General features: G+C 37.9%; 26 protein-coding genes. 10 read left to right on the forward strand and 16 right to left on the reverse strand.

All coding sequences use genetic code 11. The annotated features are described in order from the left end of the window. Positions 1-41 precede the first annotated feature (41 nt). A complete protein-coding gene (locus tag BG04_RS04700) occupies positions 42-1427 on the forward strand; it encodes a protoporphyrinogen oxidase (protein WP_034649449.1) in 1386 nt (461 codons plus the stop codon). Positions 1428-1901: 474 nt separating this feature from the next. Here the strand turns inward: BG04_RS04700 and BG04_RS04705 are convergent, their stop codons facing one another. The 4 genes from BG04_RS04705 to BG04_RS04720 all read right to left on the reverse strand — a co-directional run bounded on the left by BG04_RS04705 (position 1902) and on the right by BG04_RS04720 (position 5324). Further along, entirely contained in the window at positions 1902-2753 is an 852-nt protein-coding gene (locus BG04_RS04705) for a VOC family protein (RefSeq protein WP_034649445.1), read from the reverse strand. Positions 2754-2955: 202 nt separating this feature from the next. Then, positions 2956-3894 carry an MBL fold metallo-hydrolase gene (locus BG04_RS04710; RefSeq protein ID WP_034649444.1) on the reverse strand — a complete coding sequence of 313 codons (939 nt, stop codon included), beginning with the start codon at positions 3892-3894 and terminating at the stop codon, positions 2956-2958. A 24-nt stretch (positions 3895-3918) separates the two neighbouring features. Continuing rightward, positions 3919-4845 carry a DMT family transporter gene (locus tag BG04_RS04715; RefSeq protein ID WP_034649442.1) on the reverse strand — a complete coding sequence of 309 codons (927 nt, stop codon included), beginning with the start codon at positions 4843-4845 and terminating at the stop codon, positions 3919-3921. Beyond that, on the reverse strand, positions 4842-5324 hold the full coding sequence (locus BG04_RS04720) for a GNAT family N-acetyltransferase (protein ID WP_016765270.1): 483 nt from the start codon (positions 5322-5324) through the stop codon (positions 4842-4844). Before BG04_RS04720 ends, BG04_RS04715 begins: the two co-directional genes overlap by 4 nt. Before the next feature lie 220 nt (positions 5325-5544). Between BG04_RS04720 and BG04_RS04725 the strand changes: the two genes are divergently transcribed. Together BG04_RS04725 and BG04_RS04730 are read left to right on the forward strand one after the other, a co-directional pair. After that, positions 5545-6165 (forward strand): LysE family translocator, encoded by a 621-nt coding sequence (locus tag BG04_RS04725; RefSeq protein WP_034649441.1) that lies wholly within the window; start codon positions 5545-5547, stop codon positions 6163-6165. Positions 6166-6442: 277 nt separating this feature from the next. Continuing rightward, a complete protein-coding gene (locus tag BG04_RS04730; protein ID WP_034649440.1) occupies positions 6443-7876 on the forward strand; it encodes an alanine/glycine:cation symporter family protein in 1434 nt (477 codons plus the stop codon). A 62-nt stretch (positions 7877-7938) separates the two neighbouring features. Here BG04_RS04730 and BG04_RS04735 read toward each other — a convergent pair whose 3' ends face one another. Further along, the gene (locus BG04_RS04735) at positions 7939-8391 is read right to left on the reverse strand and encodes a CBO0543 family protein (protein ID WP_034649439.1); all 453 of its coding nucleotides are present in this window, start codon (positions 8389-8391) and stop codon (positions 7939-7941) included. A gap of 157 nt (positions 8392-8548) precedes the next feature. After that, positions 8549-9514: a bile acid:sodium symporter family protein gene (locus tag BG04_RS04740; protein ID WP_034649437.1), complete on the reverse strand. Its 966-nt coding sequence runs from the start codon at positions 9512-9514 to the stop codon at positions 8549-8551. Between the two features lie 290 nt (positions 9515-9804). Here BG04_RS04740 and BG04_RS04745 point away from each other — a divergent pair, with 290 nt between their 5' ends. After that, the gene (locus BG04_RS04745) at positions 9805-10911 is read left to right on the forward strand and encodes a mechanosensitive ion channel family protein (RefSeq protein WP_034649436.1); all 1107 of its coding nucleotides are present in this window, start codon (positions 9805-9807) and stop codon (positions 10909-10911) included. A gap of 40 nt (positions 10912-10951) precedes the next feature. Here the strand turns inward: BG04_RS04745 and BG04_RS04750 are convergent, their stop codons facing one another. The 5 genes from BG04_RS04750 to BG04_RS04770 all read right to left on the reverse strand — a co-directional run bounded on the left by BG04_RS04750 (position 10952) and on the right by BG04_RS04770 (position 15165). After that, positions 10952-11461: a CAP domain-containing protein gene (locus BG04_RS04750; protein ID WP_034649434.1), complete on the reverse strand. Its 510-nt coding sequence runs from the start codon at positions 11459-11461 to the stop codon at positions 10952-10954. A gap of 251 nt (positions 11462-11712) precedes the next feature. Continuing rightward, the gene (locus BG04_RS04755) at positions 11713-13077 is read right to left on the reverse strand and encodes a hemolysin family protein (protein ID WP_028415084.1); all 1365 of its coding nucleotides are present in this window, start codon (positions 13075-13077) and stop codon (positions 11713-11715) included. Positions 13078-13689: 612 nt separating this feature from the next. Continuing rightward, entirely contained in the window at positions 13690-13920 is a 231-nt protein-coding gene (locus BG04_RS04760) for a YuzI family membrane protein (protein WP_034649433.1), read from the reverse strand. 114 nt (positions 13921-14034) lie between these two features. Beyond that, positions 14035-14754, reverse strand: a complete 720-nt coding sequence (locus BG04_RS04765; protein ID WP_034649430.1) for an NAD-dependent protein deacylase — start codon at positions 14752-14754, stop codon at positions 14035-14037. A gap of 12 nt (positions 14755-14766) precedes the next feature. Beyond that, positions 14767-15165 (reverse strand): universal stress protein, encoded by a 399-nt coding sequence (locus BG04_RS04770; protein WP_013058676.1) that lies wholly within the window; start codon positions 15163-15165, stop codon positions 14767-14769. Between the two features lie 158 nt (positions 15166-15323). Here BG04_RS04770 and BG04_RS31315 point away from each other — a divergent pair, with 158 nt between their 5' ends. Next, the gene (locus BG04_RS31315; protein ID WP_013058677.1) at positions 15324-15467 is read left to right on the forward strand and encodes a hypothetical protein; all 144 of its coding nucleotides are present in this window, start codon (positions 15324-15326) and stop codon (positions 15465-15467) included. 26 nt (positions 15468-15493) lie between these two features. Here BG04_RS31315 and pfkA read toward each other — a convergent pair whose 3' ends face one another. Then, on the reverse strand, positions 15494-16453 hold the full coding sequence (pfkA, locus tag BG04_RS04775; protein WP_013058678.1) for a 6-phosphofructokinase: 960 nt from the start codon (positions 16451-16453) through the stop codon (positions 15494-15496). A 345-nt stretch (positions 16454-16798) separates the two neighbouring features. On the opposite strand from pfkA, the gene BG04_RS04780 reads away from it, so the two are divergent. Then, on the forward strand, positions 16799-17476 hold the full coding sequence (locus tag BG04_RS04780) for a C40 family peptidase (RefSeq protein WP_016765281.1): 678 nt from the start codon (positions 16799-16801) through the stop codon (positions 17474-17476). Positions 17477-17615: 139 nt separating this feature from the next. After that, positions 17616-18158 carry a 5' nucleotidase, NT5C type gene (locus BG04_RS04785; protein WP_016765282.1) on the forward strand — a complete coding sequence of 181 codons (543 nt, stop codon included), beginning with the start codon at positions 17616-17618 and terminating at the stop codon, positions 18156-18158. A gap of 153 nt (positions 18159-18311) precedes the next feature. On the opposite strand, the gene BG04_RS31635 is transcribed toward BG04_RS04785, so the two are convergent. The 3 genes from BG04_RS31635 to BG04_RS04790 form a co-directional block, all read right to left on the reverse strand. Next, a complete protein-coding gene (locus BG04_RS31635; protein ID WP_013058681.1) occupies positions 18312-18437 on the reverse strand; it encodes a hypothetical protein in 126 nt (41 codons plus the stop codon). Positions 18438-18884: 447 nt separating this feature from the next. Beyond that, entirely contained in the window at positions 18885-19010 is a 126-nt protein-coding gene (locus tag BG04_RS31640; protein ID WP_016765283.1) for a hypothetical protein, read from the reverse strand. A gap of 102 nt (positions 19011-19112) precedes the next feature. Continuing rightward, positions 19113-19517, reverse strand: coding sequence for a secondary thiamine-phosphate synthase enzyme YjbQ (locus tag BG04_RS04790; RefSeq protein ID WP_034649427.1), 405 nt, complete (start codon positions 19515-19517; stop codon positions 19113-19115). 118 nt (positions 19518-19635) lie between these two features. Between BG04_RS04790 and BG04_RS04795 the strand changes: the two genes are divergently transcribed. From BG04_RS04795 to BG04_RS04805, 3 genes are read left to right on the forward strand one after another with little or no spacing between them, the layout of a single operon-like run. Next, positions 19636-21066, forward strand: a complete 1431-nt coding sequence (locus BG04_RS04795; RefSeq protein WP_034649425.1) for a spore germination protein — start codon at positions 19636-19638, stop codon at positions 21064-21066. Between the two features lie 21 nt (positions 21067-21087). Further along, a complete protein-coding gene (locus tag BG04_RS04800; RefSeq protein ID WP_016765286.1) occupies positions 21088-22191 on the forward strand; it encodes a GerAB/ArcD/ProY family transporter in 1104 nt (367 codons plus the stop codon). Then, the gene (locus tag BG04_RS04805; RefSeq protein WP_034649422.1) at positions 22188-23315 is read left to right on the forward strand and encodes a Ger(x)C family spore germination protein; all 1128 of its coding nucleotides are present in this window, start codon (positions 22188-22190) and stop codon (positions 23313-23315) included. Before BG04_RS04800 ends, BG04_RS04805 begins: the two co-directional genes overlap by 4 nt. Positions 23316-23321: 6 nt before the next feature. Here the strand turns inward: BG04_RS04805 and BG04_RS04810 are convergent, their stop codons facing one another. Beyond that, positions 23322-23690, reverse strand: a complete 369-nt coding sequence (locus BG04_RS04810) for a hypothetical protein (protein ID WP_013084654.1) — start codon at positions 23688-23690, stop codon at positions 23322-23324. Between the last annotated feature and the right edge of the window lie 119 nt (positions 23691-23809).

Genomic DNA, 23809 nt, shown 5'->3' on the forward strand with positions numbered 1-23809 from the left:
TATATTACAGACTAATTGTTGAAAATGTAGGAGTGAATATTTTGAAAACGGTCGCTGTTATTGGAGGAGGAATTACGGGCTTAACCACTCTGTACTATTTGCAGAAACTAAAACGAGAACGTAATCTCCCGCTTAAATTATTATTACTAGAGAAACATGCCCATTTAGGAGGGAAAATCAATACCCGTGAAGCTGGGGAATTTATTATGGAAACAGGGGCGGATTCTATTGTAGCTCGAAAAGAAAACGTTATGCCCCTGCTAGAAGAGCTGTACTTAACAAACGATTTAGTCTATAACAAAACGGGCAAATCGTTTATTTACTCTGCTAATGAGCTGCTTCCAATTCCTGAAGATACCATGTTCGGTATTCCAACAAGCGTGGAATCTCTTTTTAAGAGCGAGCTGATTTCTTCAAAAGCTAAAATTACAGCTTTAAAAGACTTAATTACTAAAAATACAACGTTTACGAAAGACAGCTCAATCGGACTCTTTTTAAAACATTTTTTAGGAGAAGAGCTAGTAGAAAAGCAAATTGCACCTATTTTATCGGGCGTCTACTCTGGCGATTTAGACAAACTTACGATTTCTTCGACTCTCCCGTATCTGCTCGACTATAAAAACACGTACGGCAGCATCATCAAGGGAATGGGAGCCAATGAAAAAAAATTTAAAACGGCAGGAAATAAAAAATTCATTTCGTTTAAACAAGGTTTATCAACGATTATTCACCGCTTAGAAGAAGAGCTTTCTGATGTAACGATTTTAAAAGATACGCCAACCACCAGCATAAAACGGAACGGTGAACGTTACCAAATCAGTACGCCGGGGCAAGCCCATTCAGCGGATTACGTGGTGTTAGCTACACCGCACACGGCTGCTCAGCAACTGTTGAACGATCCCGAATTAAACGAAGACTTTGAGCAGTTAAAAGATTCTTCTCTCATTAGCATGTACATCGGCTATGACGTTCCAGACGAATACCTTCCCGCTGAAGGCACCGGGTTTATTGCCTCTCAATCAAGCCACTTAATCGCCAATGCCTGCACGTGGACGAGCAAAAAATGGGCTCACACCTCTAAGCGAGGGAATTTGTTAGTTCGCTTATTTTATAAAAGCACGAGTCACCACTTTGACACCCTGCGGACGATGTCAAAAGCAGAGCTGCTAGCAGTGGCACAAAAGGACATTGAAAACAGCTTAGGAATCAAAGAGCAGCCCATTGAAAGCGACGTAACCAATTGGGATAAATTGATGCCTACCTATCACCTTAAACACGGTGAACTTGTACGCAGCTTGACTCAAAAATTGCATGACAAGCACCCCGCTATTACATTAGCCGGCTGTTCTTACTATGGAGTAGGCATTGCAGCGTGTATAACAAACGGCAAACAAACGGCTGAAGCTATCTCTCAACAGTTGACTTAAAAAAGGTTTGAAAACAATAAAAGGCCTGAAAATAAATATATTATTTTCAGGCCTTTTATTACCTTTTCGTTAGCATATAAAGCTACTTTCCTTACTATTAACAACTCTTTTATCGCTTTTCTTTTTGCAAAGCAGCAGTAGCAAACAATACAAGATAGCGCTCGTCTGAAGTTAATCTAAGCCAATGTTTCACTTTATATCTCACAGGTTTCCGCTCCCTTCTTTCAAGGTTTTATATGAAAAGACTTTATATAAAGATTCAATAACGATAAGAAATGATGCTTGATATGTATTTTATTCCCACGCCCGCTTGTTTACAAACTTTTTTAAACGTAAGACTCTTCGTTTATTTCCCTGAAAATAACACCGTTTTCGCCATTATCATCTTACTATTTGAGAAAAAAGTGTACATTTCTTTCCTATTTTGACGAACATTGCGATAAATAAAAGCTGCCAATTGCGGCAGCTTTTATGTTAAAGGACTAATCTAATTATATTGCCTGATGGATCTTTTGTGATGAAATCTTGGTTTTCTTTAGACACAGCTGCTCCGATTTCACGAAGCTGATTTATTGCCTGCTCCCTTGCTTCTTCAGCTGGAAAAACAAGTGTAAATGACTCTAAACCAACGCTGCTTTCAAGAGGACTAGGCGCTCCAATTCCATTCCAAACGTTTAGTCCGATGTGATGATGATAGCGCCCAGTTGAAATAAACAATGCTTGATTATGGTAATTGCTCACAACCTCAAAACCTAATCCATTTCGATAAAAGTTTTCCGTTTGCTCTAATTCAGAAACGTGAAGATGAATATGTCCCATTAAGGTAGCTGAAGGTAATCCTGTCCATGGTTTACCGTTTCCTTCAGCTAATATCGCTTCTGCATCTAAAGGTTTTGTAGCCATTACTACTTCACTGTCATTCCATTCCCATGTACTTGACGGACGATCTCGATAAATCTCTATGCCGTTTCCATCTGGATCTGCCAAGTACAGCGCTTCGCTCACTAGATGATCAGACGCCCCTTGAAGCGGATAACCGCTATTTAACAAATGCTGCAGTATACTTCCTAAATCAGAACGAGTCGGCAACAATAGAGCAAAATGATATAAGCCTGTTGTACGAGGCTGTTTTGCTGTAACGTTTTCCGGCTGTTCAATCGATAACAGCGCGGTGCGTCCATCAGCTGTTAACAGAGCTTTGTTCTCTTTTCTCCCTAAAATTTTAAACCCAATTATTTGCTGGTAAAAAGCAAGTGAACGCTCTAAATTTTCTACTTTTAAATTTACTTTCCCAACAAATATATGAGGAGCACGGTGAAAGTTCATGATTATTTCTCCTTTTGAATATATTATTTTTTAATTAACTTACTTTGTGTAACTGATTATATTTTTATAACTTTATTTCGTCAAGTTATTTATTTTACTATCATAACTTAAAGCTTGTATCACTGCACAACCAGTTGAATAAGCCCGCCTGCTCATAACATAGTATGAACAGGCGGGCTTATTTATCATTATGCATAAACTATCAAAACAGTTCTCTGCTTTTGCGCTTGACATTTCCATTAACAAAATACTGTATTCTCTCTTTTTGCTCATTTGTTGGCTTCTTATACGTTTCACATTCAAACTGAAAACATGCTTTTTCTAAATCGACTTCATTTCCTACAATTTCTCCAATCGCACTCAATTGGTCTAAATCTCGCCAAAGTTCCTCAGAAGTTTCAGGGTCAAAATGAGATGAGAGATAATACTGCGCATCATATTTTTTAAGTTCTCTTTGAATCCGCTCAAAGTCTTCTTTATCATAGCTCCAGTCACCGCTATAAAGATCTGGACATAGACAATCACCTAAAAACAGGACTTTTTCTTGGGGTATGTAGACAATGGACGAGTCCTGCGCGTGTACCCCTCCAATATGCTGAATACAACAAGTAATTCCACCCAGGTCAACTTCCATATGATGATGAAACGTTACATCCGGCTCCTGTAAAATTAACGTGTCTCGACACGGCATTTCTTTCTTGATCATATCCCGGCAAAACTCGATTTCTTCCCCCTCCTGAACGCGTTTATCCAAGGCATCATCGTCCCAGCGCAGTGTCTTTAAATAAGCCAGCTTTTTCTTCGTTAGATGATGGCTGATTGTATACTTGTTCATGGCATGAATGCCAAATGTATGATCCCAGTGCCAATGCGTAATAGCTACTCCTTTGAGTGGAGGCACGCCCATTTTTTCAACTTCTTCTAAAAATAATGATGCATGCGCAGGAGAATTCCCGGCATCTACGATGAAACTATACTTCTCCCCGCATATAAGCCCGAGCACCGGCCGATCCGTTTCTTCAGAATGAGGAAAGTAATAAACATGGTCCGTTAGTTTTTTCAGCATATTTACACCCGCTTTATGTAGTTTAATAAAAACCGCTTCACTAAATGGTAAATAATGATAAATAAACTGTATCATACTCGGTGCTGCTTGCCTATCCAATTAGCTGATATTGGACTTTTCTTGAAGAGCTATGACTTTTTTCGGCTCTTCTGCTTTGTACTTTAAGAAGATCATCACACTAATCATCACAATCATCCCTCCCACTAGCTGAGAAACAGTGGTCATTTCTCCAAGCAAGAAATAAGCGAGAATGATGGCACCAATTGGCTCTCCTAAAATAGCCATTGAAATCGTTGTAGCACCTACGTAATTTAACAGCCAGTTAAATAAGGCATGACCAAAAATATTAGGAATAAGCGCTAAAAGCAAAAAGATCCACCAGTCTTTTGATTCATACTGAGTGAGCGATATATGTGTCCAAACATTGTAGACAAATAGAACCAGGCCACCGATTAAAAAAACGGCGAAGCTATAGATGATTGAAGGCATTTTCCTGCATAATTCTTGCCCCGCAAGCATATGAACAGAAACAGCTACTGTACCTAAAATAGAAAGTAAGTCTCCGTAAAGAGCCGTTTTGGATAGTCCGATATCTCCCGATGCGATAATCACTGAGCCGCTAACAGCAATTAAAATGCTGATAATTCCTACTTTGCTTGTTTTTTCTTTAAATAAAAAATAAGCTCCTATCACTACGAAGACCGGCTCAAGCGCAGTTAAAATCATAGCGCTAGCAACTGTTGTATGTGAAAAAGACTCCATCCAAAACAGAAAGTGAAGTCCTAAAAATACGCCTGATACAGTTAGCATTAGCCATTCTTTTACCGTGCTGTTTTTAAAAAGAATTTTCATTTTCCTCCATGGTAAAAACGGTAAAAATAAGAGGACTGTAAACAGCAGTCTATACATTCCTAAAATAGAAGCAGGTGCGTCCGACCATTTAATTAAAATAGAAGAAAAAGAAACGGCTAATACACCGATTAAAAGAAAGACAGGAGGCGGTAAAGGAAGAGTTGATTTATTCATGCCATTACTCCTTTTAGAATCTCTTTTTTCATATTTACTACGGGAATATCCACTCCCCCTCTATGTACGATTTCTTTTTCCTCTATGTAAAAGCCCATTGATTCATACAAAGCTATATTACGAGAAACGCTCATTCGCACCTTGCATGATAAACTTTCCTTGCCACACTCTTTGGCGTACGTTTCTAGCCATTGAATAAGCTGCTTAGCCATTCCTTTTCCTTGAAAAGCAGGAATGACAGACAGACGGTAAAAATATAAGCTCGTTTCTTCTAGCGTAAAACGCGCCATCGCTACCGGCTTATTTTCGACGTATAAAATGACAGCCTCTTTTCCGTGCTTTAACGATTGCATAATAGATTCTATCGTTTCATCAAGAGCACTGGACGGTGGGACAGAATCGCGATATACGGAGAAGGCTTGCAGCATAAGATCGTGAACTGTAGCAGCGTCCTCTGGCTGTGCTAAACAGTACTTCATAAATTTTACCCTCTTTCTATAAAAATTAAGTATATCGAATCATTATACAACACCACCTATTTTTTTCCTACATCTTTTATTGAATTTTATTAGAAGAAATAACCTCTTTTTATGCTTTTATGCCTTCTTAACTTTACTCCATTAATCTATTAATTCATTAGCACACACTCTTGAGAACTTTTTGTCGAAATGGTTAAAATTCTGTTGGGAGGGAATCATCATGACATTTTCTTGGCTTATACCTTACATAGCCGTGTCACTTATCATTGTCTTAATACCAGGACAAGACATGATTTTTGTAATGACACAAAGTATTGCTTCAGGCATCAAAGCAGGCATCAAAACCGTATTGGGATCTATTACGGGAACATTTGTACATACTCTTTTAGCCGCAGTGGGGCTATCTATTATCTTTCAAAAATCAATTATAGCCTTTACGATTCTAAAGGTTGTAGGCGTTCTGTACCTGCTGTTTTTAGCATACCAATCGTTTCGCGAAAAAAGCGGTCCGTTGGAATTAACAGAAAACGTTCAGCAGCACCATCACTTTAGAAAAGGATTCGTTAGCAACTTAACCAATCCAAAAGTAGCTATTTTCTTCATCACGTTCTTACCGCAGTTTGTTAATTCGTCTCTTGGACATGTAAGCTTACAGATGATTTTGTTCGGTATCATCTTTATCGCCGAAACGCTCATCATCTTTTCACTTATTGCGCTATTTGCTTCTGGCCTTGGAAAAAAAGTCAAAAAAAGCCGCATCTTTCAGCACACATTAAAATATGTAAAAGGAACGGTTTTTGGCGTACTGGGCCTAAAACTTTTATTTTCTAGCAACAATTAAGTAAAACAAAATGAAATTTCTTTCATCCCTGCTGTTATAGCCTTTTCATACCCGCTTCATTTGTCATATCACCCTATTTTTCCATGTGAGGTTAGTTGACAAAAGACCAAAATTATTATTTTATATATATATAAGGTTCAGATTTAGCAACAAGATTCGACAAGGATAATGAAGAAAAACAGCGGGGAAATAGGGAGATCTATCTAAATAGAGGGAAAATTCTATAAATTCATGTTTTTCATTATTATTCTACTATAATTCATGAAGAGGTGAAACTATGCAAGAAGTAGTTCAAGGTTTTGTTAGTTCAATCAACGAATTTCTTTGGTCCTACTTACTGATTGCGATGCTGATTGCATTTGGTTTGTTTTTTACTTTTAGGTCAAAGTTTTTACAAATTCGGTTATTAAAAGAAATGATCCGTGTATTAAAAGAAGGTGCGGATAGCTCTTCTAAAGACGGAATTTCGCCATTCCAAGCGTTTTGCATCAGTATGGCAGCCCGCGTTGGTACGGGGAATATTACAGGTATTGCGATTGCGATCGCTTTAGGGGGACCTGGTGCTGTATTTTGGATGTGGGTGCTTGCGGTTATTGGTTCAGCTTCAGCATTTATCGAAAGTACATTAGCACAAATATACAAAGTAAAAGACAAAGACGGCGGCTTCCGAGGCGGACCGGCTTACTATATGGAAAAAGGTTTAAAGAAGCGCTGGATGGGCGGACTGTTTGCTGTCTTAATCACTTTATCATTCGGCTTAATTTTTAATGCTGTACAATCGAACACCATTACCCTTGCGTTTGAAAATGCGTTCGGAACAAATCGTTTAGTGTTAGGAATTATTATGACAGTGGCTTTCGCTGCCATTATTTTTGGCGGAGTTAAGCGTATTGCAAAAATGTCAGAATACATTGTTGTGGTACTAGCTGTTGCCTATATTGCAGTAGCACTCTTCATTATTATTATGAACATTCAAGAGATGCCTTCTCTTATTGCATTAATCGTTAAAAATGCATTTGGTTTCGATCAAATTGCCGGCGGTTCTCTTGGAGCAGCTCTTATGCAAGGAATTAAACGCGGATTATTCTCAAACGAAGCTGGTATGGGTAGTGCTCCAAATGCAGCCGCAGCTGCAACAACAAGCCACCCGGTAAAGCAAGGATTGATTCAAGCATTTGGTGTATTGACAGATACGCTTATTATTTGTAGCAGTACTGCCTTTATCATTTTGCTTTCAGGTACTTATACAAATAAAAATTTAAGCGGTATTGAGTTAACACAAGCTGCTTTAAGCACTCACATTGGTTCTTGGGCAACAGGTGCTCTTGCAATTATGATTTTCCTATTTGCTTTTAGTACATTAATTGGTAACTACTACTACGGAGAAACAAATATTGAGTTCTTGAACACAAATAAAGCTTGGCTGATGACTTATCGTGTTGCTGTACTTGCAATGATTGTGTTCGGTTCTATTTCTCAAATTCAGCTTGTATGGGATTTAGCAGACCTGTTTATGGGCTTTATGGTAGTAGTCAATTTAATCGCCATTCTATTGCTCTCGAAAGTAGCCTTTGCGGCACTCAAAGATTATCTTGGTCAAAAGAAAGCTGGAAAAGACCCTGTCTTCTACCAAGACAGCATTTCTGGACTTGATAATATTGAAGCGTGGGATCATTCAAAAGATAAATCTAGCTCGAAAAAAGCGATCTAACAAAAAAGCCGTGAATATTCACGGCTTTTTTTATTGTACATATTTACTTCTTTTTCTTTCTTCTAGTGAAGCAGTCTAAGACTAACCAAATACCTATAGTATAAATAAATCACGCTGTACGGAATCCAGTAGGAAAAAAATGTCCAGACGAGATTCCATCCGTTTCCGTATATTACTCTTTCCATATGCACATACGTTCCTTCTAAAAATGTTGTAAACAGCGTAATAAGCAGAATAAAAAAATGAGGCTTTCCGATTCGCTGAATTAAAAAAATCATATAGCTAGCCAATACAGGATAGACGCCTAAATTAAAAGGCAGCGCCTCTAATGCTTCATTTTCTAAAGAAGTGCGGAGTTTCCAAAAACCATAATAGCTCCCTAATTCATTGATAACGATTGCTAAAATGCAAAAAGCAGTTCCTACTAAAGGCAGTAAACGACGATTTTTAGGATGTAAATAGAGTGTGCCAAAAATCCAAGGTAAAACAAACGCCAGCGCTATATTGATAAGCACAAATATCCGACCTTTTTCTTCCTAGTATGCCACACCGTTCCTTTTTCTAATCGTCTCGTTACCTTGAACGCAGCAAGCGTACAAGCCCCTTATCTCTCCTCATTAAAACAGAGTGCTTACTTTATGATTACTGTGGTTCGTCCCTTGCTTCTTCCATTTATTTTAACGAAATAAACTCAGCGTCTTTTTTCTCGTAATAGTTTTGAACTAAACGCCCTGATAAAGCAGCTAATACCTGCTGAAATAACATCCCCAGCACAACCGGTACAGCAACGGGAGCCGGAAAATAAGATACGGCTAACACGGCTCCGGCGCTAATATTTCTCATGCCTCCGCAAAACGTAAGCGTCACAACTTTTGCTCGATCCCATCTTAGCCATTTGCCAATCATCCAGCTGAAGAAATAACCAGCTGAACTCATTAAAAAGACGATCAGGATAATAAACAGCAGTTTTTTATCAATATGTTTTAAATAAGGTGCAATTACTCCCCCATTTATCATAACCATCACACTTAACCCTATTTTCGAAACAGGTGCCAGCTTTGGTCCTAATGTCTGCTTAATTGTTCCTTTTGTATATTGATTTAAGCACATCCCTAACAAAGATGGAAGGACAATCATAAAACATAAATCTTTGACTAACTTTAGCGCTTCCAAATGCACGGTGTCTCCAACCACCCATAAAAGCGTATAAGGAACGATAAGCGGCGCCAAAAGAGTATCAATTAAAATGATGGATAGCGCAAGAGGAATACTTCCTTTGTAAATCGAGACCCATATAAAACTAGTCACGCCTGTTGGAATAATCGCTGCTAGCAAAAGACCCGTGCTTGTAAATACATCATGTGGAAAAATCACTTGGCCAACGCTCCAAGCCCACGCTGGCATAAAAATATGTAAAACAAACAGGGCCATAATGATTGGAAATGGACGGTGTATCGTGGCATTTAACTGGTGAAAGTTTGAATTCAAACTTCCGGCAAACGTCATTAATGCAAAAAGCCAGGGAATTAAGAAGGCATACTGACTTAATGACGAACCGATAAGAACTCCTATGAGCAAGCTGACCGGCGTAATAAACGGCATCAATTTTTCTAGCATTTTATTTAATTGACTTAACAAAACTTCTCCCTCCAACGAACGTTTTCAATAAATAATAAGATACATTAACGTTTATAATATTATCTATTTATTATACAACTTATTTTCAGACTGTTGTCTGTCTCTTTTATTAAAAAGAGATATATTCATAATTATCACTTAAATAGATTTACGGGTATTTTTATGCTATTTTAATAGGGAAGAAGCTTTTAAAAAGCATGAATTTAGGGTACAGTACATTCTACATAGACATGCTTCAATTGACGGATATAAATGAACTGTAGCACAGTTTTGGTAATTAGGAGGATTGTATGGATTTTTTAAAGTCTCTGTCATCGTTGGATGATTGGAAAAAAATCGTGATTGCGATTGGGATCTTTTTGATCTTTTTGATTCTTCGCAAGCTGTTCACGACTTATTTGTTTAAGTTTATTATTGGTTTTGTCAAAAATAAAAAAATCAATTTAATTACGAGCGTTTTAGAAGCTTTTGAAAAGCCGCTGCGCTGGGTTTTTGTCATTATTGGTTTCAAGCTTGCTCTTCCCTATCTTCCCTTTGATGTTTTAACAGCCGATACGGAAAGACATTTAGTTCGTTCAGCTTCTGTTGGCCTTGCAGGATGGGGCTTGTATAATTTAGCTGCTTCTACCAATTTATTTTTTGCAACGTTTGCCAAAAATTTTGATATCCAAGTGGATCGAATCATCATTCCTTTTATTGAAAAGTTCATCCGCATCGTTGTTGTTATGCTTTCTATCTCCATCATCGCAGAAGAATGGGGTTTTAACGTAAACGGCTTTGTAGCAGGTCTTGGCTTAGGTGGTCTTGCTTTTGCCCTAGCCGCAAAAGACACCGTTAGTAATTTATTCGGCGGAATTGTGATTATTACCGAAAAGCCTTTTACCATTGGAGATTGGATTAAAACACCGAGTGTTGAAGGTGTTGTAGAAGATATTACGTTTCGAAGCACCAAAGTTCGAACGTTCGCTCAAGCAGTGGTAACGGTTCCAAATGCTACTCTTTCTAATGAGCCTATTATTAACTGGGCTAAGATGGGAAAACGTCAAATTGCCTTTCATTTAAACTTGAATTATAATACACCAAAAGAAAAGTTAGAAACCGTAGTGGCAAGAATTAAAAAGATGCTGACTGAGCACGAAGAAATTCACAATGAAACGATTCTGGTTAACTTTGACGGTTTTTATGAATCCAGTCTAAATATCTATCTGTATTTCTTTACAAATACAACCGTTTTCGCTGATTATTTAGATGTAAAAGAAAATATAAACTTCGAAATTATGGACATTCTCGAAGAAGAAGGCGTAGAATTTGCTTTCCCTACGCGCACACTCATCGTTGAACAGGACGGAAAGCTCTCTGGCAATCCAAAAGAATTTCTAGAAAGTGCTCGAAGCTAAAAAAAGCTGACTTAATAGTCAGCTTTTTTTCCTTTCTTTTTTAGTTTGAAATGAACATTTGAGTCCAGTAATGACCGTAGTTTCCGCCTTTAGCGTAACCTACTCCGATTTCGGTAAATTGACTTGATAGTATGTTTTTACGGTGACCTTCGCTATTCATCCATGCGTTAACCACTTCTTTTGGAGTTGCTTGTCCAGCAGCGATATTTTCACCTGCTGTACTGTATGTAATACCAAATTTTTTCATCATGTCGAACGGACTTCCATATGTAGGCGATGTATGACTGAAATAGTTTTTATCAATCATATCCTGCGATTTATAGCGAGCAACGCGAGCTACTTCCCAATTAGATTTTAAAGGTTTAAGCCCTACTTTAGCACGTTCTTGATTCACTAGCTGAACCACTTGCTCTTCGTATGAACTTCCCGCTTTATCTGTTGGTATGGTAATTTTTTGTCCCGGGTAGATCGAATTAGGATCTTTAATAGCAGAGTTCGCTTCAATCAGCTCGGAAACGCCAACCTGATATTTTACTGCTATTTTCCACATCGTATCGCCCGATTGAACGGTATGTACGGTTGCTGCTTGCGCAGTGTTATTAAGACCAAAAGCTAGAGTGACAGACAACAATGTTACTAATAAAAGTTTTGATAGAGTTTTCATACTTTTATTAAAGCAAATTGATTTCAAGATTCATAGCGGTAATATTATCCCATAGTTCCATCATATGACTTTGTCATCTTCCCAGCACGCTTTTTCCATAAGAAAGGCGCATTGCTCTTTTGCAATGCGCCTTTTTGTTACGAAGATAAAGCCTGTGACTGATTCATGTCTGACACATTAACCGCTTCATCCGTGCTTTGATGCACCTGACGTTTTTTGATCACATCAATATATTGAATGTGATGGCCTTCCATTTTCGTAACGGTAAAGTCATACTGATCAAAGCTAAGGCTTTCTCCTTGCTTGACGTCATATTTTTCCGTCAAGACCCAGCCTCCAATTGTATCAACATCCGTATCATCAATTGTTGTGCCAAGCAGCTCGTTAAGCTCACTTACTAATAATTTTCCATCTACAATATAATGATCGGGTTTGACTTTCTGAATTAATGGAAGTTCATCCGCATCAAATTCATCACGAATTTCACCGACAATTTCCTCTAAAATATCCTCTACTGTTACAATCCCTGCTGTTCCTCCGTATTCATCAATTAAAATAGCCATATGGATGCGTTCACGCTGCATCTTAAGCAATAAATCATGAATAGGAATCGATTCAATTACTTCAATAACAGGACGGATATACTGTTTTAAATCTATTTTTTCCTTGCTGTTGTTCATGACAATCTCGGTTAAAATCTCTTTCATATTGACCATTCCAATAATATGGTCTTTATCTCCATCGATGACCGGATAGCGGGTAAACCGCTCTTCTTGGACCATCTCAAGGATGTATTCGACCGTATCTTCCTGGTCAATCGAAACGACTTCCGTACGCGGCACCATAATCTCCTTGGCAACGCGATCATCAAAGTCAAAAATTTTACTTACATATTTAAACTCCGATTGATTGATTTCACCGCTTTTATAGCTTTCTGATAACAAGATGCGAAGCTCTTCTTCACTGTGTGCAAGCTCATTTTCTGAAGCAGGCTTTAGACCAAATAACCCTGTTATTAAACGAGAAGAACTGTTTAATAGCCAAATGAAAGGATAGGTTACTTTATAAAAGAGTATAAGCGGACGAACAAATAATAAAGTGACTTTCTCTGCTTTTTGAATTGCAAATGTTTTCGGAGCAAGCTCTCCGACCACAACGTTTATAAATGTAACAACCGCAAAAGAAATCGCAACAGATAGTACTTTTGTTAAAGCTCCGCTTATCCCTAGTTGATCAAGTAATGGGGAGAGGAGATGCGAAAGTGTAGGCTCTCCTAACCAACCAATTCCCAGCGCAGTAATCGTAATACCAAGCTGACACGCAGATAAGTATTCATCTAAATTTGAAATAACTTGCTTCGCAGCTTTTGCATTGCTGCTCCCTTCTGCTATAAGCTGATCCACTTTGGAACTCCTCACGCGAATAATCGCAAACTCGGTAGCAACGAAAAAAGCAGTTAATGCAATCAGTACCGCTAGTAAAATCAAGTTAAATATGTCCAATCAAGTTCCTTAGCTCGTTTAAAAACGAGTAAGGACTCACCTCCTAAAAAATAAAAAATTTGGATAAAGAACTCTATCCCTGTACTGATCACTTGGAAAAGTGCATATAAGGAGGAATCACATGATAAATGTATAAACATTTTTATATGGAGCAAAACTGCCAGTCTTTCTTCCTTATCTCACGTTTCACTCGTTAATGTAGCAGGTCATTCTTTATTCAGCTGTTCTAGATGTGAAGCAATGGCTCACATCGCTTCATTTCATGATGTTGCTTCAGCGCTGATTCTCTCTTCCATTCATTTATAAAAAATTTAGTAGTTTACAATCTTTATAAAGTTAAAGTCTGTTAACGTCTTAAAAGAGCGATTATGTGATAAAGAGCGATATGCGTGAAGCAAATGTAGGTTTATATAATACTGTATTGTACGCTTTGACACTGGTGCATATAATGCTACTTCGCCAACGTGGTACACTGCCCCATCCAATCACCTCTATTTCCGTATATCTAAAAAGAATAAGGAATAATTATCCTATTTCTTTTTAAACTTATTGACTTTATTTTAAATGTTAAAAACTTTGCAGTCAAACGTTTTAGTTAGTCTCCTGCCCTTGCTATTTACTGGTGCGGCGATTTTTAGCAGGTAAATAAAAGCTTGCTGCTACACAAAAAAAACCAAGAACAAAACAGATAATGGGGAGTTTCATACCTATCGCTTCAGCATAATAAGTGAGACTCCTTCCGTGGATAGGGGCAAGATTCATTTCAAAAATCAAAGTCAAAACAGCTGTCACTTTGAGTGCAATACCAACAATGAATAGACAAACTCTCAAGCCTCCACTCATATGCGCAAACATCCCTTCTATCCATTAGCGAATGGATGATGTACTACACCATATGATACATCCCTACACTTTATCACTAAATGCTAAAAAAGCGCTATGTCCATGCATAGACGCTTATAAATTTGCGACCACTTGTCCAATGGAATCATAGATAACCAAATCAAACAAATAATCGTAATGGGTAGGTTCTTTATTAATCATCACCATATTTGGACGATTGTACCGGCTCACAAGCAGCGGAATTTGATTAATCGGTGCTACTTCAAGCGATGAACCAAGCACGATGAATAAATCAGATGACAGCGCTGCTGTAACTGCTTCATCGAACTGATGAATGGCATCTCCAAAGAGAACAACATTTGGCTTTAAAAGGCGCTCACACGCTGTACACTGTGGGAGAGCTGACTGATTTAAATACGCTAAGTCATACTCTTTTTTACAGCTCGGACAATGAGCTCTCTTAATGGACCCATGAATTTCAAAAACGTTCGTGCTTCCTGCATCTTGATGCAAGCCATCAATATTTTGCGTAATCACATGCACGGTTTTGGCTTCTTCTAGTTCAGCAATAAAGCGATGGCCCGTATTTGCTTTATACTGATGCAGCATTTTAATATGAAAAATTTCTTTAAACAGCGGCCAAAATTCATGAGGATATTGCTCATAGAAGTCAGCAGCTACTATGTCCACAAAGCTTTTATTTTGGCGATATAAGCCATTTTGAGAGCGAAAGTCCGGTATGCCCGACTCTGTGCTCATTCCTGCTCCCGTAAAAAAACAAATGTGTTTAGCATCATCAATGAGCTGTTTTAATTCTTTGTACTGTTTTACCATTGCATTTCTCTCCTATTTAACAATTAGCACAGGAATCGTTACTTGCTGTGCAATCTTAGAACTCACGCTTCCAAGCAGCATGCCTTTTACAGGATTTAAACCTCTGCTTCCTATTACTACAAGGTCAAATGAATTTTGATTAGCAAATTGAATCACTGTTTTAGCCGCGTCTCCGTGCATAAACGTAATCTCATACTCCACGTTTCCTTGCTTTAAAATTTCATCTGTTGTATGTATCCGGCTTTCCCGTTCCTCATCGCGGCTAAGTGATTTTAATCTTGAATCACCCTCTACTGCATAAATGACCTGAATAAAACTGTTTTCCGTCAGCTGAGCCAGCTGAACGGCTTTTTCTGTTGCTTTAGCTGCATGCTCTGAGCCATCTGAGGCAAGTAAAATTCGTTTAAACATCACGCTTCCTCTCCTCTTTTGTAAAATGTTCTTCTCTCTTTACTATATCACTCGCTGTTCAAATGTAATCATTTTTTTGATTATTTCTATAATTTTTAAAATTATTTGTCTACTTTTATGATAAACTGAAAGAAAACTTGTACAGAGGGGATGGAACGATGTTTGGTTTTGAATTAATTTGCACTTTTTGCAAAGGACTCGGAAAGCTAGCCGTTATTCCTGGTATCGGTTACATGAAAACATGCAAACACTGCGAAGGGACAGGGATGCAATCAAAAAAAGACGAAACTCCTTCCATATAAGAAGTTTCGCCTCAGCCATACTGTGATTAGATTGAAAGCTCTTTAGATAAACGGTACATATCAGCATTGATATGGTGAGGTTCACCTAAAATTTCCATAATATCATAATCTACAATTTCATTTTTACGGATACCGATTGCACGACCGCCTTTACCTTCTAGCAGAAGCTCGACTGCACGACCGCCGAAACGGCTTCCTAGCACACGATCTTGAGCAGTTGGGGAACCACCGCGCTGAATGTGTCCTAATACTGTTACACGCGTTTCAATACCTGCTGCTTCATGCAGCTGCTTCGCTACTTCATTACCATTGGCTACGCCTTCAGCTACTACGATAATGCTGTGCTTTTTACCGCGCTCTTGTCCTTTTCTCAAACGGTCAACCATTTCTTGGAACTCATCTTTTGCTTCTGGAATAAGGATTGTTTCCGCCCCGCCAGCAAGACCTGACCAAAGAGCAATGTCTCCTGCATTACGACCCATAACTTCAATAATAAACGTACGTTCATGAGAAGTTGCCGTATCACGGATTTTATCAATAGCATCGATAACCGTATGAAGAGCCGTATCAAATCCTAATGTAAAATCTGTTCCTGGAATGTCGTTATCAATTGTTCCTGGGATACCGATACAAGGGAAACCAAGCTCTGTTAGTTTTACAGCTCCCATATATGATCCGTCTCCACCAATAACTACTAAGCCTTCAATACCGTGCTTCTTAAGGTTTTCAATACCTTTTAAACGCCCTTCTTCTGTTTTGAATTCTGGACATCTTGCAGAATAAAGCATAGTTCCGCCGCGTTGAATGATGTCACCAACATCTCCAACTTCTAGCTTTTTAATATTTCCTTCTATTAACCCTTGATATCCTTGATAGATACCGTAAACTTCCATACCTTCATGAATTGCTTTACGCACAACAGCACGAACCGCAGGATTCATACCTGGAGAATCTCCGCCGCTTGTTAATACACCTATTCTTTTCATTACTTTCACCTCATCAAAGTCACATACATGACTACTATATTATAGTTCTACATTTTACCCGAGTTCGAACTTTTTGTGTAGTAATTCACAACATATTTCTTTGTTAAATTTTAAATGTACATACTTTTTCATATCTTTTAGTTATTTACCGTCAAATATTCAAAGTTTTTCTAGCAATATTGCACATCTAAAGAACCCTTTTAGTTACAGCTTTTATAAGACTATATTCACCTTTATATTTCATTTTTTTCATATATGTAATGAAATTGTAACGTAGAACACTGTCGAAAGATGATATGATGAATTTACTCAAATCAGGAAAAATTTTCAGGGGGTACTAGTTTTATGAAAAAAGTAATAGCAGCTCTTACGCTTGCTGGCGTTATTGTTTCTACTAGCCCGATTGTCAGCCAAGCGGCTCTAGGCGACCAAACGCTTCGCCAAGGCATGAATCACCAAGATGTTAAACAACTACAACAAACGTTGAAAAATAAAGGTTATTTTAAAGGGAATACGACTACATACTTTGGGACTGTTACAACTTCTGCTGTAAAATCATTTCAGCGCAAAAATGGACTAGCAGCAGATGGTATTGTCGGAAAGGGAACGTATGCTAAACTAGGCGTTTCAGCAAAGGGTAAATCGCCTTCTAGCTCAGCGCGCTATAACCCTAACGCAGTGATTAACAAAGGAAAACAGTATATGGGCGTTCGATATCGCTGGGGCGGAACAACGCCAAGCGGCTTTGACTGCAGCGGTTTTATTGGCTATGCGTTCAAACATGGAGGCGGGGTTCAACTTCCTCGAACAGTAGCTCAAATTTATCAAAAAGGAACGCGCGTCTCAAGTCCAAAAGCCGGAGATATTGTGTTCTTCCAAACCTATACAAAAGGGCCTTCTCATGCAGGAATTTATTTAGGAAATAACCAGTTTCTTCACTGCTCTTCATCTAAAGGTGTGAGCATCTCTTCTCTAAAAGAGAGCTATTGGAGCAAACGCTATTTAGGTGCTAAAAGAATGTAGTTTCTATAAATGGGGCAAGCTGTGCGATTTTGATGCGGCTTGCTCTTTTTCTGCATGTAAAAGATTTGGTATAGTAGAAGCAGCACATTACATTGCAAAACCAAGCGTGTAGATGAATAATGTAAAGGAAGTTGAATAAATGTACACCCTTTTAATTGACATGGATTCTGTCATTTGTGATCTTATGACAGATTGGCATAACCAATATAACAAAGATTATTGCGACAGCTTATCGGTTGAAAAGTTAAAATGCTGGGAATCAGAAAAGTATGTAAAGCCGGAATGCGGGACAAAAATTTATGACTACCTCGATCAGCCGGGGCTTTTTTTACATTTACAACCTCTGCCTCATGCTGTTGAGGTTCTTAAACGACTTTATGAAAGATTTTCCATTTTAATTGTCACAAGCAGCCGTACCTATGCTTATACAGAAAAAGAGCAGTGGGTTGAAAAACACCTTCCGTTTATCGGAAAATACAATATCGTGTTTACACACCAAAAAGATAAAATATACGGAGACTTGCTATTTGATGATGCACCGCATAATTTGAAGGCTTTTCAAGCTACAGGTCGCCATGCTGTTGCCATGAACTACCCGTATAACGAAGAAGTAAATGTCCCTCGCGTGGACGATTGGCTTCAGTTTGAACAGTACGTAAATACTTATTTTAACGAATGTTAAGCTAAAAAACACGTGGACTTTGTCATCAGAGAACGTATGCAGTGCGTCTGTTAGCATAGCTATAAGCATAAAAAAACCGCCTTTTGGGCGGTTTTTGACGGATAGCCCCCTAAGGGGGGTTATCCGCTTTTTATTTAAAAAAGATATCGTTTTTTAGTACTTATCAGCTGATGAGAAAAAGTCCATAATAGCATGGATAATTTCAACGGACTGAAAAGAAAACAATGATATGGCTGTTAATGAAAAGAAACCAATCATGGCCATACGTACAAGTAACATAGACTAATCGCCTCCCTGTTTTGAACTAAATGAACGCACCCAAAACAATTCGCTATCTGTCTTTGTTTGTACGACGTTTTCGCCAAGCAAAGGCAGCTCATTCACTGCGTGTAACAATGACAATGAATCTTCATCTTTCTCTTAAAGACTAAGCGTATAGTTAGTATATCAAATGAAACTTTTTCTTCAAGGTTATACTAGCGGTAAAAAAGGAAATAGTATGAAACGATGCGTTTTATCTTTATTTCATACAATTCAGTACCCTAATATTTATTATATTAAACTTTTTAAGAAAATTGCTACTATTATATCTTTTTTATAAAAAAGATAGTAAGACATAGCTATATACAGTAAACCTGCGTTCACCCTCACAATGAAAAAAATCCGAACGATTCATCGTTCGGATCCTCTTTCAACTGAAATACTTTTGTTCCGGCCTTCCCCATTTTATCGACACGTACTGTAATACTCGTTGACAATGTCTAAAATAGTTGGGTATTCTTCCACCCATGTAAAATTTGTTTTTTCGTTTTCTTTTTTCACTGTTTCTTGTTCTGCACCGATCTTTTCCATTGTTCAATCTCTCCCTTTAACTGTTATATAACATTTATATTAAATAAATTTTGTTTTATAACAACTTTAAAAAGAAAATTGGACAATGCGTATGAAAAAAAGTTATTGTAGGGATAAAATTTTCACATAATACGTACGAGTCCTTGGTCCATCAAACTCGCAAAAATAAATTCCTTGCCACGTTCCTAGCAGTAGCTGCCCGTCGTGAATGATTATATGCTGAGAGGAGCCGACCGTGCTCGCTTTGAGATGCGCCGCCGTATTTCCTTCCATATGAAGATCTAACTTATGTTCCCAAGGATATACTTCATCGAAGCGTCGGATCATATCGGTTTTTACATCCGGATCCGCATTTTCATTAATTGTTATACCAGCGGTTGTATGAGGACAGTAAACAACTACAGCCCCTTCTTTTAATCCTTCTGTTCTTATTACTGCTTGTACCTGACTCGTGACGTCGATCATTTCGTCACGGTTATTCGTTTTTAACGTAAATGAATGCAGCATGCCATCACCTCTTTTCTTTACCATAACATATCTTTTCTATTCTTCCACATTTTTCGCATAACTCGTTTTTACATCGTAAACACTAAGCTCATTAACACAACAGGCGGTGAGTTTACTTATGCTCGATTCAAAATTTCAGCCCAATGCAGACTACACCGTTCAAACGTTTCTAGATTTGGTGGGTCAAAATACAGATGTTGGTTCCAAAAAATTATGGCTGTCTCCCACAAAATATATATGCATTATTTATCTCCAAGGATTAGTAGACGGAGAAAAACTTGATAATCTTACTCAGCATGTTGTTGAGACAAAAGCAAAAAGTGAAACGCAAACACTCGATGACATCGATTCGTTTATTTCTGTCATTAAAGACAAAGAAGTTTATACATACAAGCAAGCGATCTCGTCTTTTTTTAAAGGTCAGCCCTTGCTGTTTATTAGCGAGAGCACCACGGCATACTCATTGAATATGTCTATGACCAAACAGCGCTCTTTAAGTGAACCTACAACAGAAAAAGTAGTGCGTGGCCCTAAAATTGCTCTTATCGAAAACTTAGATGAAAACCTTGGTCTTTTAAGACAGCGTTCTACCGAAGAAGAAATGGTTATTGAAGACATTTATATTGGAAATACAAAGGAACATCGAACAAGTATCGTTTTTCATAATAAACACTGTCAAACTCACATCGTGAATCAAGTCCGAGAGAAATTATTAGACATTCCTTTAGATAACATTCAAGATTCAGGAATGATTGAAGAATTTTTAGAAGAAGCACCTTACTCACCGTTCCCTCAAGTACAAAATACAGAAAGACCGGATCGTGTTCTCGCTGCGGTGAATGAAGGGCGAGTAGCCATTTTAGTAGATGGCTCTCCTTTTGCTCTTTTAGTGCCTACAACTTTCGATATGATTATGAAATCACCGGACGATTATTACGAAAGATGGATAGCTGGTTCATTGCTAAGATTACTAAGGTACTTGTCTATTTTTATTACCCTATTCTTTTCAGCTATTTATATTTCACTCGTTTCGTTTAACCAAGGTCTGCTTCCGACGGAGCTTGCTATTACTATTGCGGCCACACGAGAAAACGTTCCTTTTTCTCCTTTTATCGAAGCAGTGGTTATGGAAGTGACGCTTGAATTATTACGCGAAGCCGGTCTGCGTCTCCCTACTCCTGTGGGACAAACAGTTGGACTTGTAGGCGGGGTTGTGATTGGTCAAGCAGCGGTGGAAGCCCATATCGTTAGCTCCGTTATGATTATTGTTGTATCTGTATCGGCAATTGCGTCCTTTACCGTTCCTCAGTACGGAATTGGCCTTTCGTTTCGAATTTTGCGTTTCGTCTCTATGATGATTGCAGCAATCTTTGGATTATACGGAGTTACCATGTTTTTTCTTGTTCTCGTCATTCATCTAACCAAGCTCGAAAGTTTTGGCATGGCTTACTTCAAACCGTTTTTTGCGTTAAATAAAAAAGCGTGGAAAGATTCTTATATTCGTCTGCCAAACAAAAGTCTAAAACAGTCTAAAAATAAAGCCAAATAAAACTGACAAAAGGAGGACCATATGGAACAATCACAGTCACAATCAAGCAAGCTTCTTTCAGACTTTTATGCCATTTCAATTATCTCTTCAACCATGCTGGGCGTCGGTTTATTAACACTGCCAAGCAGCATTACAAACCAGACAAATAATGCAGACGGATGGATTGTACTTATTATGGACGGCCTTTTGTTTATTGGAATTGTTCTTTTTTTAGTCTGGATGGTTAAATATTTTACGATTAGCTGTATGTTTGACTTCACGCAAGAAGTAACCGGCAAGCTGATTGGAAATATCTTCAACTTCGCTATAGTCGTTTATTTCACATCTGTAGCAAGTTTTGAAGTAAGAGCTATGGCAGAAATGATCCATTTCTATTTACTGGAAACGATGCCCATTGAGTTAATTATCCTTTCGTTTATTTTGACAGGCGTCTATTTAATCACTGGCGGTATTAATTCTATTGGAAAAGTAATGGCCCTATGTTTTCCTGTAACGGTCATCATTCTTCTTATCTTATATCTTCTTAGTATCGGAATGGTCGATTTAAAAAACTTACAGCCCGTGTTAGCCGATGGATTCAGCCCGCTTCTTGCTGCTTTTACAACCGTCTCTGTTTCCTTTTTAGGGATTGAAACGATTGTATTTCTTCCAAAACATATGAAAAACAAAAATCATTTACGAAAAGTTTCTATCATCGGATTTTCCATTCCTTTACTTTTATATATTATCACTTACGTATTAGTTGTCGGCGCGTTATCCGTTCCGGAGGTAAAAACAACCGTTTGGCCTACGATTGAATTTGTTCAGACGCATGAAGTAAAAGGAATTTTCTTTGAGAGGCTTGAATTATTTTTACTTATTGTCTGGCTTCTTCAGTTTTTTTTAACCTTTGTAATGTATTTCTTTTTAGCTGTTTCAGGATTTAAAAAGATTTTCAAAAACCGATCAACTACTAATATTATCTTTCTTGTGCCCGTTTTATTTATGAGCTCTTTAGCGCCCAAAACAGCAAGCGACGTGTCACATTTTTCAACGGTATTAGGCTGGGCATTTTTAGTGACATTTTTAGTTATCCCTCTTTTTTTCAGCATGTTAATGAAAATAAAAAAGGTTGTGTTCAAATGACGAAAAAATGTCTTCCTGTCATGATGACCATTTTTTTATTATGCGGCTGTATGAGCCATCGAAATATTGAACAACTTGCTCTTGTTATAGGAGTGGCAATGGATATTACATCGAAAATCGAACCAAAAACAGGAAAAAATCAACTTGTGCTGACTCATCAAACGTTAACCGAAACGGAATCCGGAAATATGTCTTCTTCCATTCCATACAAAAACATTACAACAGCTGGTCCTACTATTCATGAAATCACGCGAAATATTTCGCTGAAATCTGATCCTATATACAGCCAGCATCAGCGAGCACTTTTAATAGGAGAAAAAGCGAGCAAGACCATCCCTCTGGATGCGCTTATCAATCAGTTTGTCCGTGATAATGAAATACGGCGCAGCAGCCTTGCGTTTGTTACAAAGGGCGATGCTAAAAACGTTTTAACGATTCAAGGAATGTCTGTACCGCCTGTAAACTTAATTTACGAGCTTGTTTCCAATAAATTCAAAACGAATAAAATTTTAAATCCCCTAACAATGGGAGAGCTATCGGCCAAGTTAAAAACCGATCAAAGCTTTTTAATACAGCGGCTTTCTAAAATTAAAAATAGTGTTGAACTAGACGGTGCCGCGATCATCAAAGATAAAAAAGCAAAATTCATCTTAACTCAGCACCAAGTGGAGGCTTTAACGTGGTTAACGGGGAATATTAAAGGCGGAATTATTTACGGCAAACACGGGCCATACCCCTTTTCCTATGAAATTGGAGATGTTCAGCAAGATGTGAAGGCTCGGATTGATTCAAGTCACTCCGTTCATTTTGATATCAACGTTCAAACAAGCGGCAGGCTATCAGAAGATTGGGATACTTCAAAACAGGCTCTTGCCGCCTCTAATGTAAAGAACACCGAAAAAAAAATAGAAAAAATCATTCGAAAAGACGCAGAAAAAACACTCCGCTTACTGCAAAACAACTACAAAGCTGATGTGATTGACCTGCATGATTACGTACGAATTCATTATCCTCATTTTTGGAAAAAACATCAGCATGAATGGGATGAAATATTTAGCCAGTCGACCATCGACTATCATGTTCATGTTCAAATTAAAGATTTCGGGACACAGGGCAGGGATTAGCTCTTATCACTCAACGCCAGCTTCAGTCAGCTCTTTTTTCTTTAGTTCCATAATCGTGAACTTATCGGTATAGTTTTTGCTGACGAACAGCTGGCGTTCATTGTCGTTATTAAAATAAAATTTTTTATCATCTTGATATTGAAAATTCACTTTTTTCTTTTTCATTTGTTTAATAAACGTTAAGTAGTCATCTGAATGAATGAGATACCTTTTAGGCTTATCCGATATTTGCACAACGTCTTCACCCGAAGATTTTAATTTTACAATACTCCATGCAATGGGAAGAGGATTACCTTCTTGAAAGATCGTTTTGTGAAAAATGAGCACAAAGAAAGCAGCTGTAATAATTGAAATAAGAACAAGCTGTTTTTTCACCGTATATCATCCTTTCTTCACGTCGTTACTACGTTAAGTAATACGACAGGCGTATGAAAAAACCTGTTCATCCGCAAAGGTTGTGTAAAGAAATAATGCAAAATCAACAAAATATAACA

The organism is Priestia megaterium NBRC 15308 = ATCC 14581 (genome assembly GCF_000832985.1).
GTDB classification, from domain to species: Bacteria; Bacillota; Bacilli; order Bacillales; family Bacillaceae_H; genus Priestia; species Priestia megaterium.

Bases quoted from the DNA above. Each gene is read 5' to 3' on its own strand.
- BG04_RS04750 (WP_034649434.1), bottom strand. From the start codon at position 11,461: ATGTGGAAAATAGCAGTAAAATATCAGGTTGGCGTTTCCGAGCTGATT.
- BG04_RS04710 (WP_034649444.1), bottom strand. From the start codon at position 3,894: ATGATACAGTTTATTTATCATTATTTACCATTTAGTGAAGCGGTTTTT.
- BG04_RS04790 (WP_034649427.1), bottom strand. From the start codon at position 19,517: ATGCTGCATTCATTTACGTTAAAAACGAATAACCGTGACGAAATGATC.
- BG04_RS31640 (WP_016765283.1), bottom strand. From the start codon at position 19,010: ATGGAAAAGATCGGTGCAGAACAAGAAACAGTGAAAAAAGAAAACGAA.
- BG04_RS04805 (WP_034649422.1), top strand. From the start codon at position 22,188: ATGACGAAAAAATGTCTTCCTGTCATGATGACCATTTTTTTATTATGC.
- BG04_RS04800 (WP_016765286.1), top strand. From the start codon at position 21,088: ATGGAACAATCACAGTCACAATCAAGCAAGCTTCTTTCAGACTTTTAT.
- BG04_RS04715 (WP_034649442.1), bottom strand. From the start codon at position 4,845: ATGAATAAATCAACTCTTCCTTTACCGCCTCCTGTCTTTCTTTTAATC.
- BG04_RS04770 (WP_013058676.1), bottom strand. From the start codon at position 15,165: ATGTTTAAACGAATTTTACTTGCCTCAGATGGCTCAGAGCATGCAGCT.
- BG04_RS04720 (WP_016765270.1), bottom strand. From the start codon at position 5,324: ATGAAGTACTGTTTAGCACAGCCAGAGGACGCTGCTACAGTTCACGAT.
- BG04_RS04785 (WP_016765282.1), top strand. From the start codon at position 17,616: ATGTACACCCTTTTAATTGACATGGATTCTGTCATTTGTGATCTTATG.
- BG04_RS04765 (WP_034649430.1), bottom strand. From the start codon at position 14,754: ATGGTAAAACAGTACAAAGAATTAAAACAGCTCATTGATGATGCTAAA.
- BG04_RS31635 (WP_013058681.1), bottom strand. From the start codon at position 18,437: ATGTTACTTGTACGTATGGCCATGATTGGTTTCTTTTCATTAACAGCC.
- BG04_RS31315 (WP_013058677.1), top strand. From the start codon at position 15,324: ATGTTTGGTTTTGAATTAATTTGCACTTTTTGCAAAGGACTCGGAAAG.
- BG04_RS04730 (WP_034649440.1), top strand. From the start codon at position 6,443: ATGCAAGAAGTAGTTCAAGGTTTTGTTAGTTCAATCAACGAATTTCTT.
- BG04_RS04760 (WP_034649433.1), bottom strand. From the start codon at position 13,920: ATGAGTGGAGGCTTGAGAGTTTGTCTATTCATTGTTGGTATTGCACTC.
- BG04_RS04795 (WP_034649425.1), top strand. From the start codon at position 19,636: ATGCTCGATTCAAAATTTCAGCCCAATGCAGACTACACCGTTCAAACG.
- BG04_RS04705 (WP_034649445.1), bottom strand. From the start codon at position 2,753: ATGAACTTTCACCGTGCTCCTCATATATTTGTTGGGAAAGTAAATTTA.
- BG04_RS04725 (WP_034649441.1), top strand. From the start codon at position 5,545: ATGACATTTTCTTGGCTTATACCTTACATAGCCGTGTCACTTATCATT.
- BG04_RS04745 (WP_034649436.1), top strand. From the start codon at position 9,805: ATGGATTTTTTAAAGTCTCTGTCATCGTTGGATGATTGGAAAAAAATC.
- BG04_RS04780 (WP_016765281.1), top strand. From the start codon at position 16,799: ATGAAAAAAGTAATAGCAGCTCTTACGCTTGCTGGCGTTATTGTTTCT.
- pfkA (WP_013058678.1), bottom strand. From the start codon at position 16,453: ATGAAAAGAATAGGTGTATTAACAAGCGGCGGAGATTCTCCAGGTATG.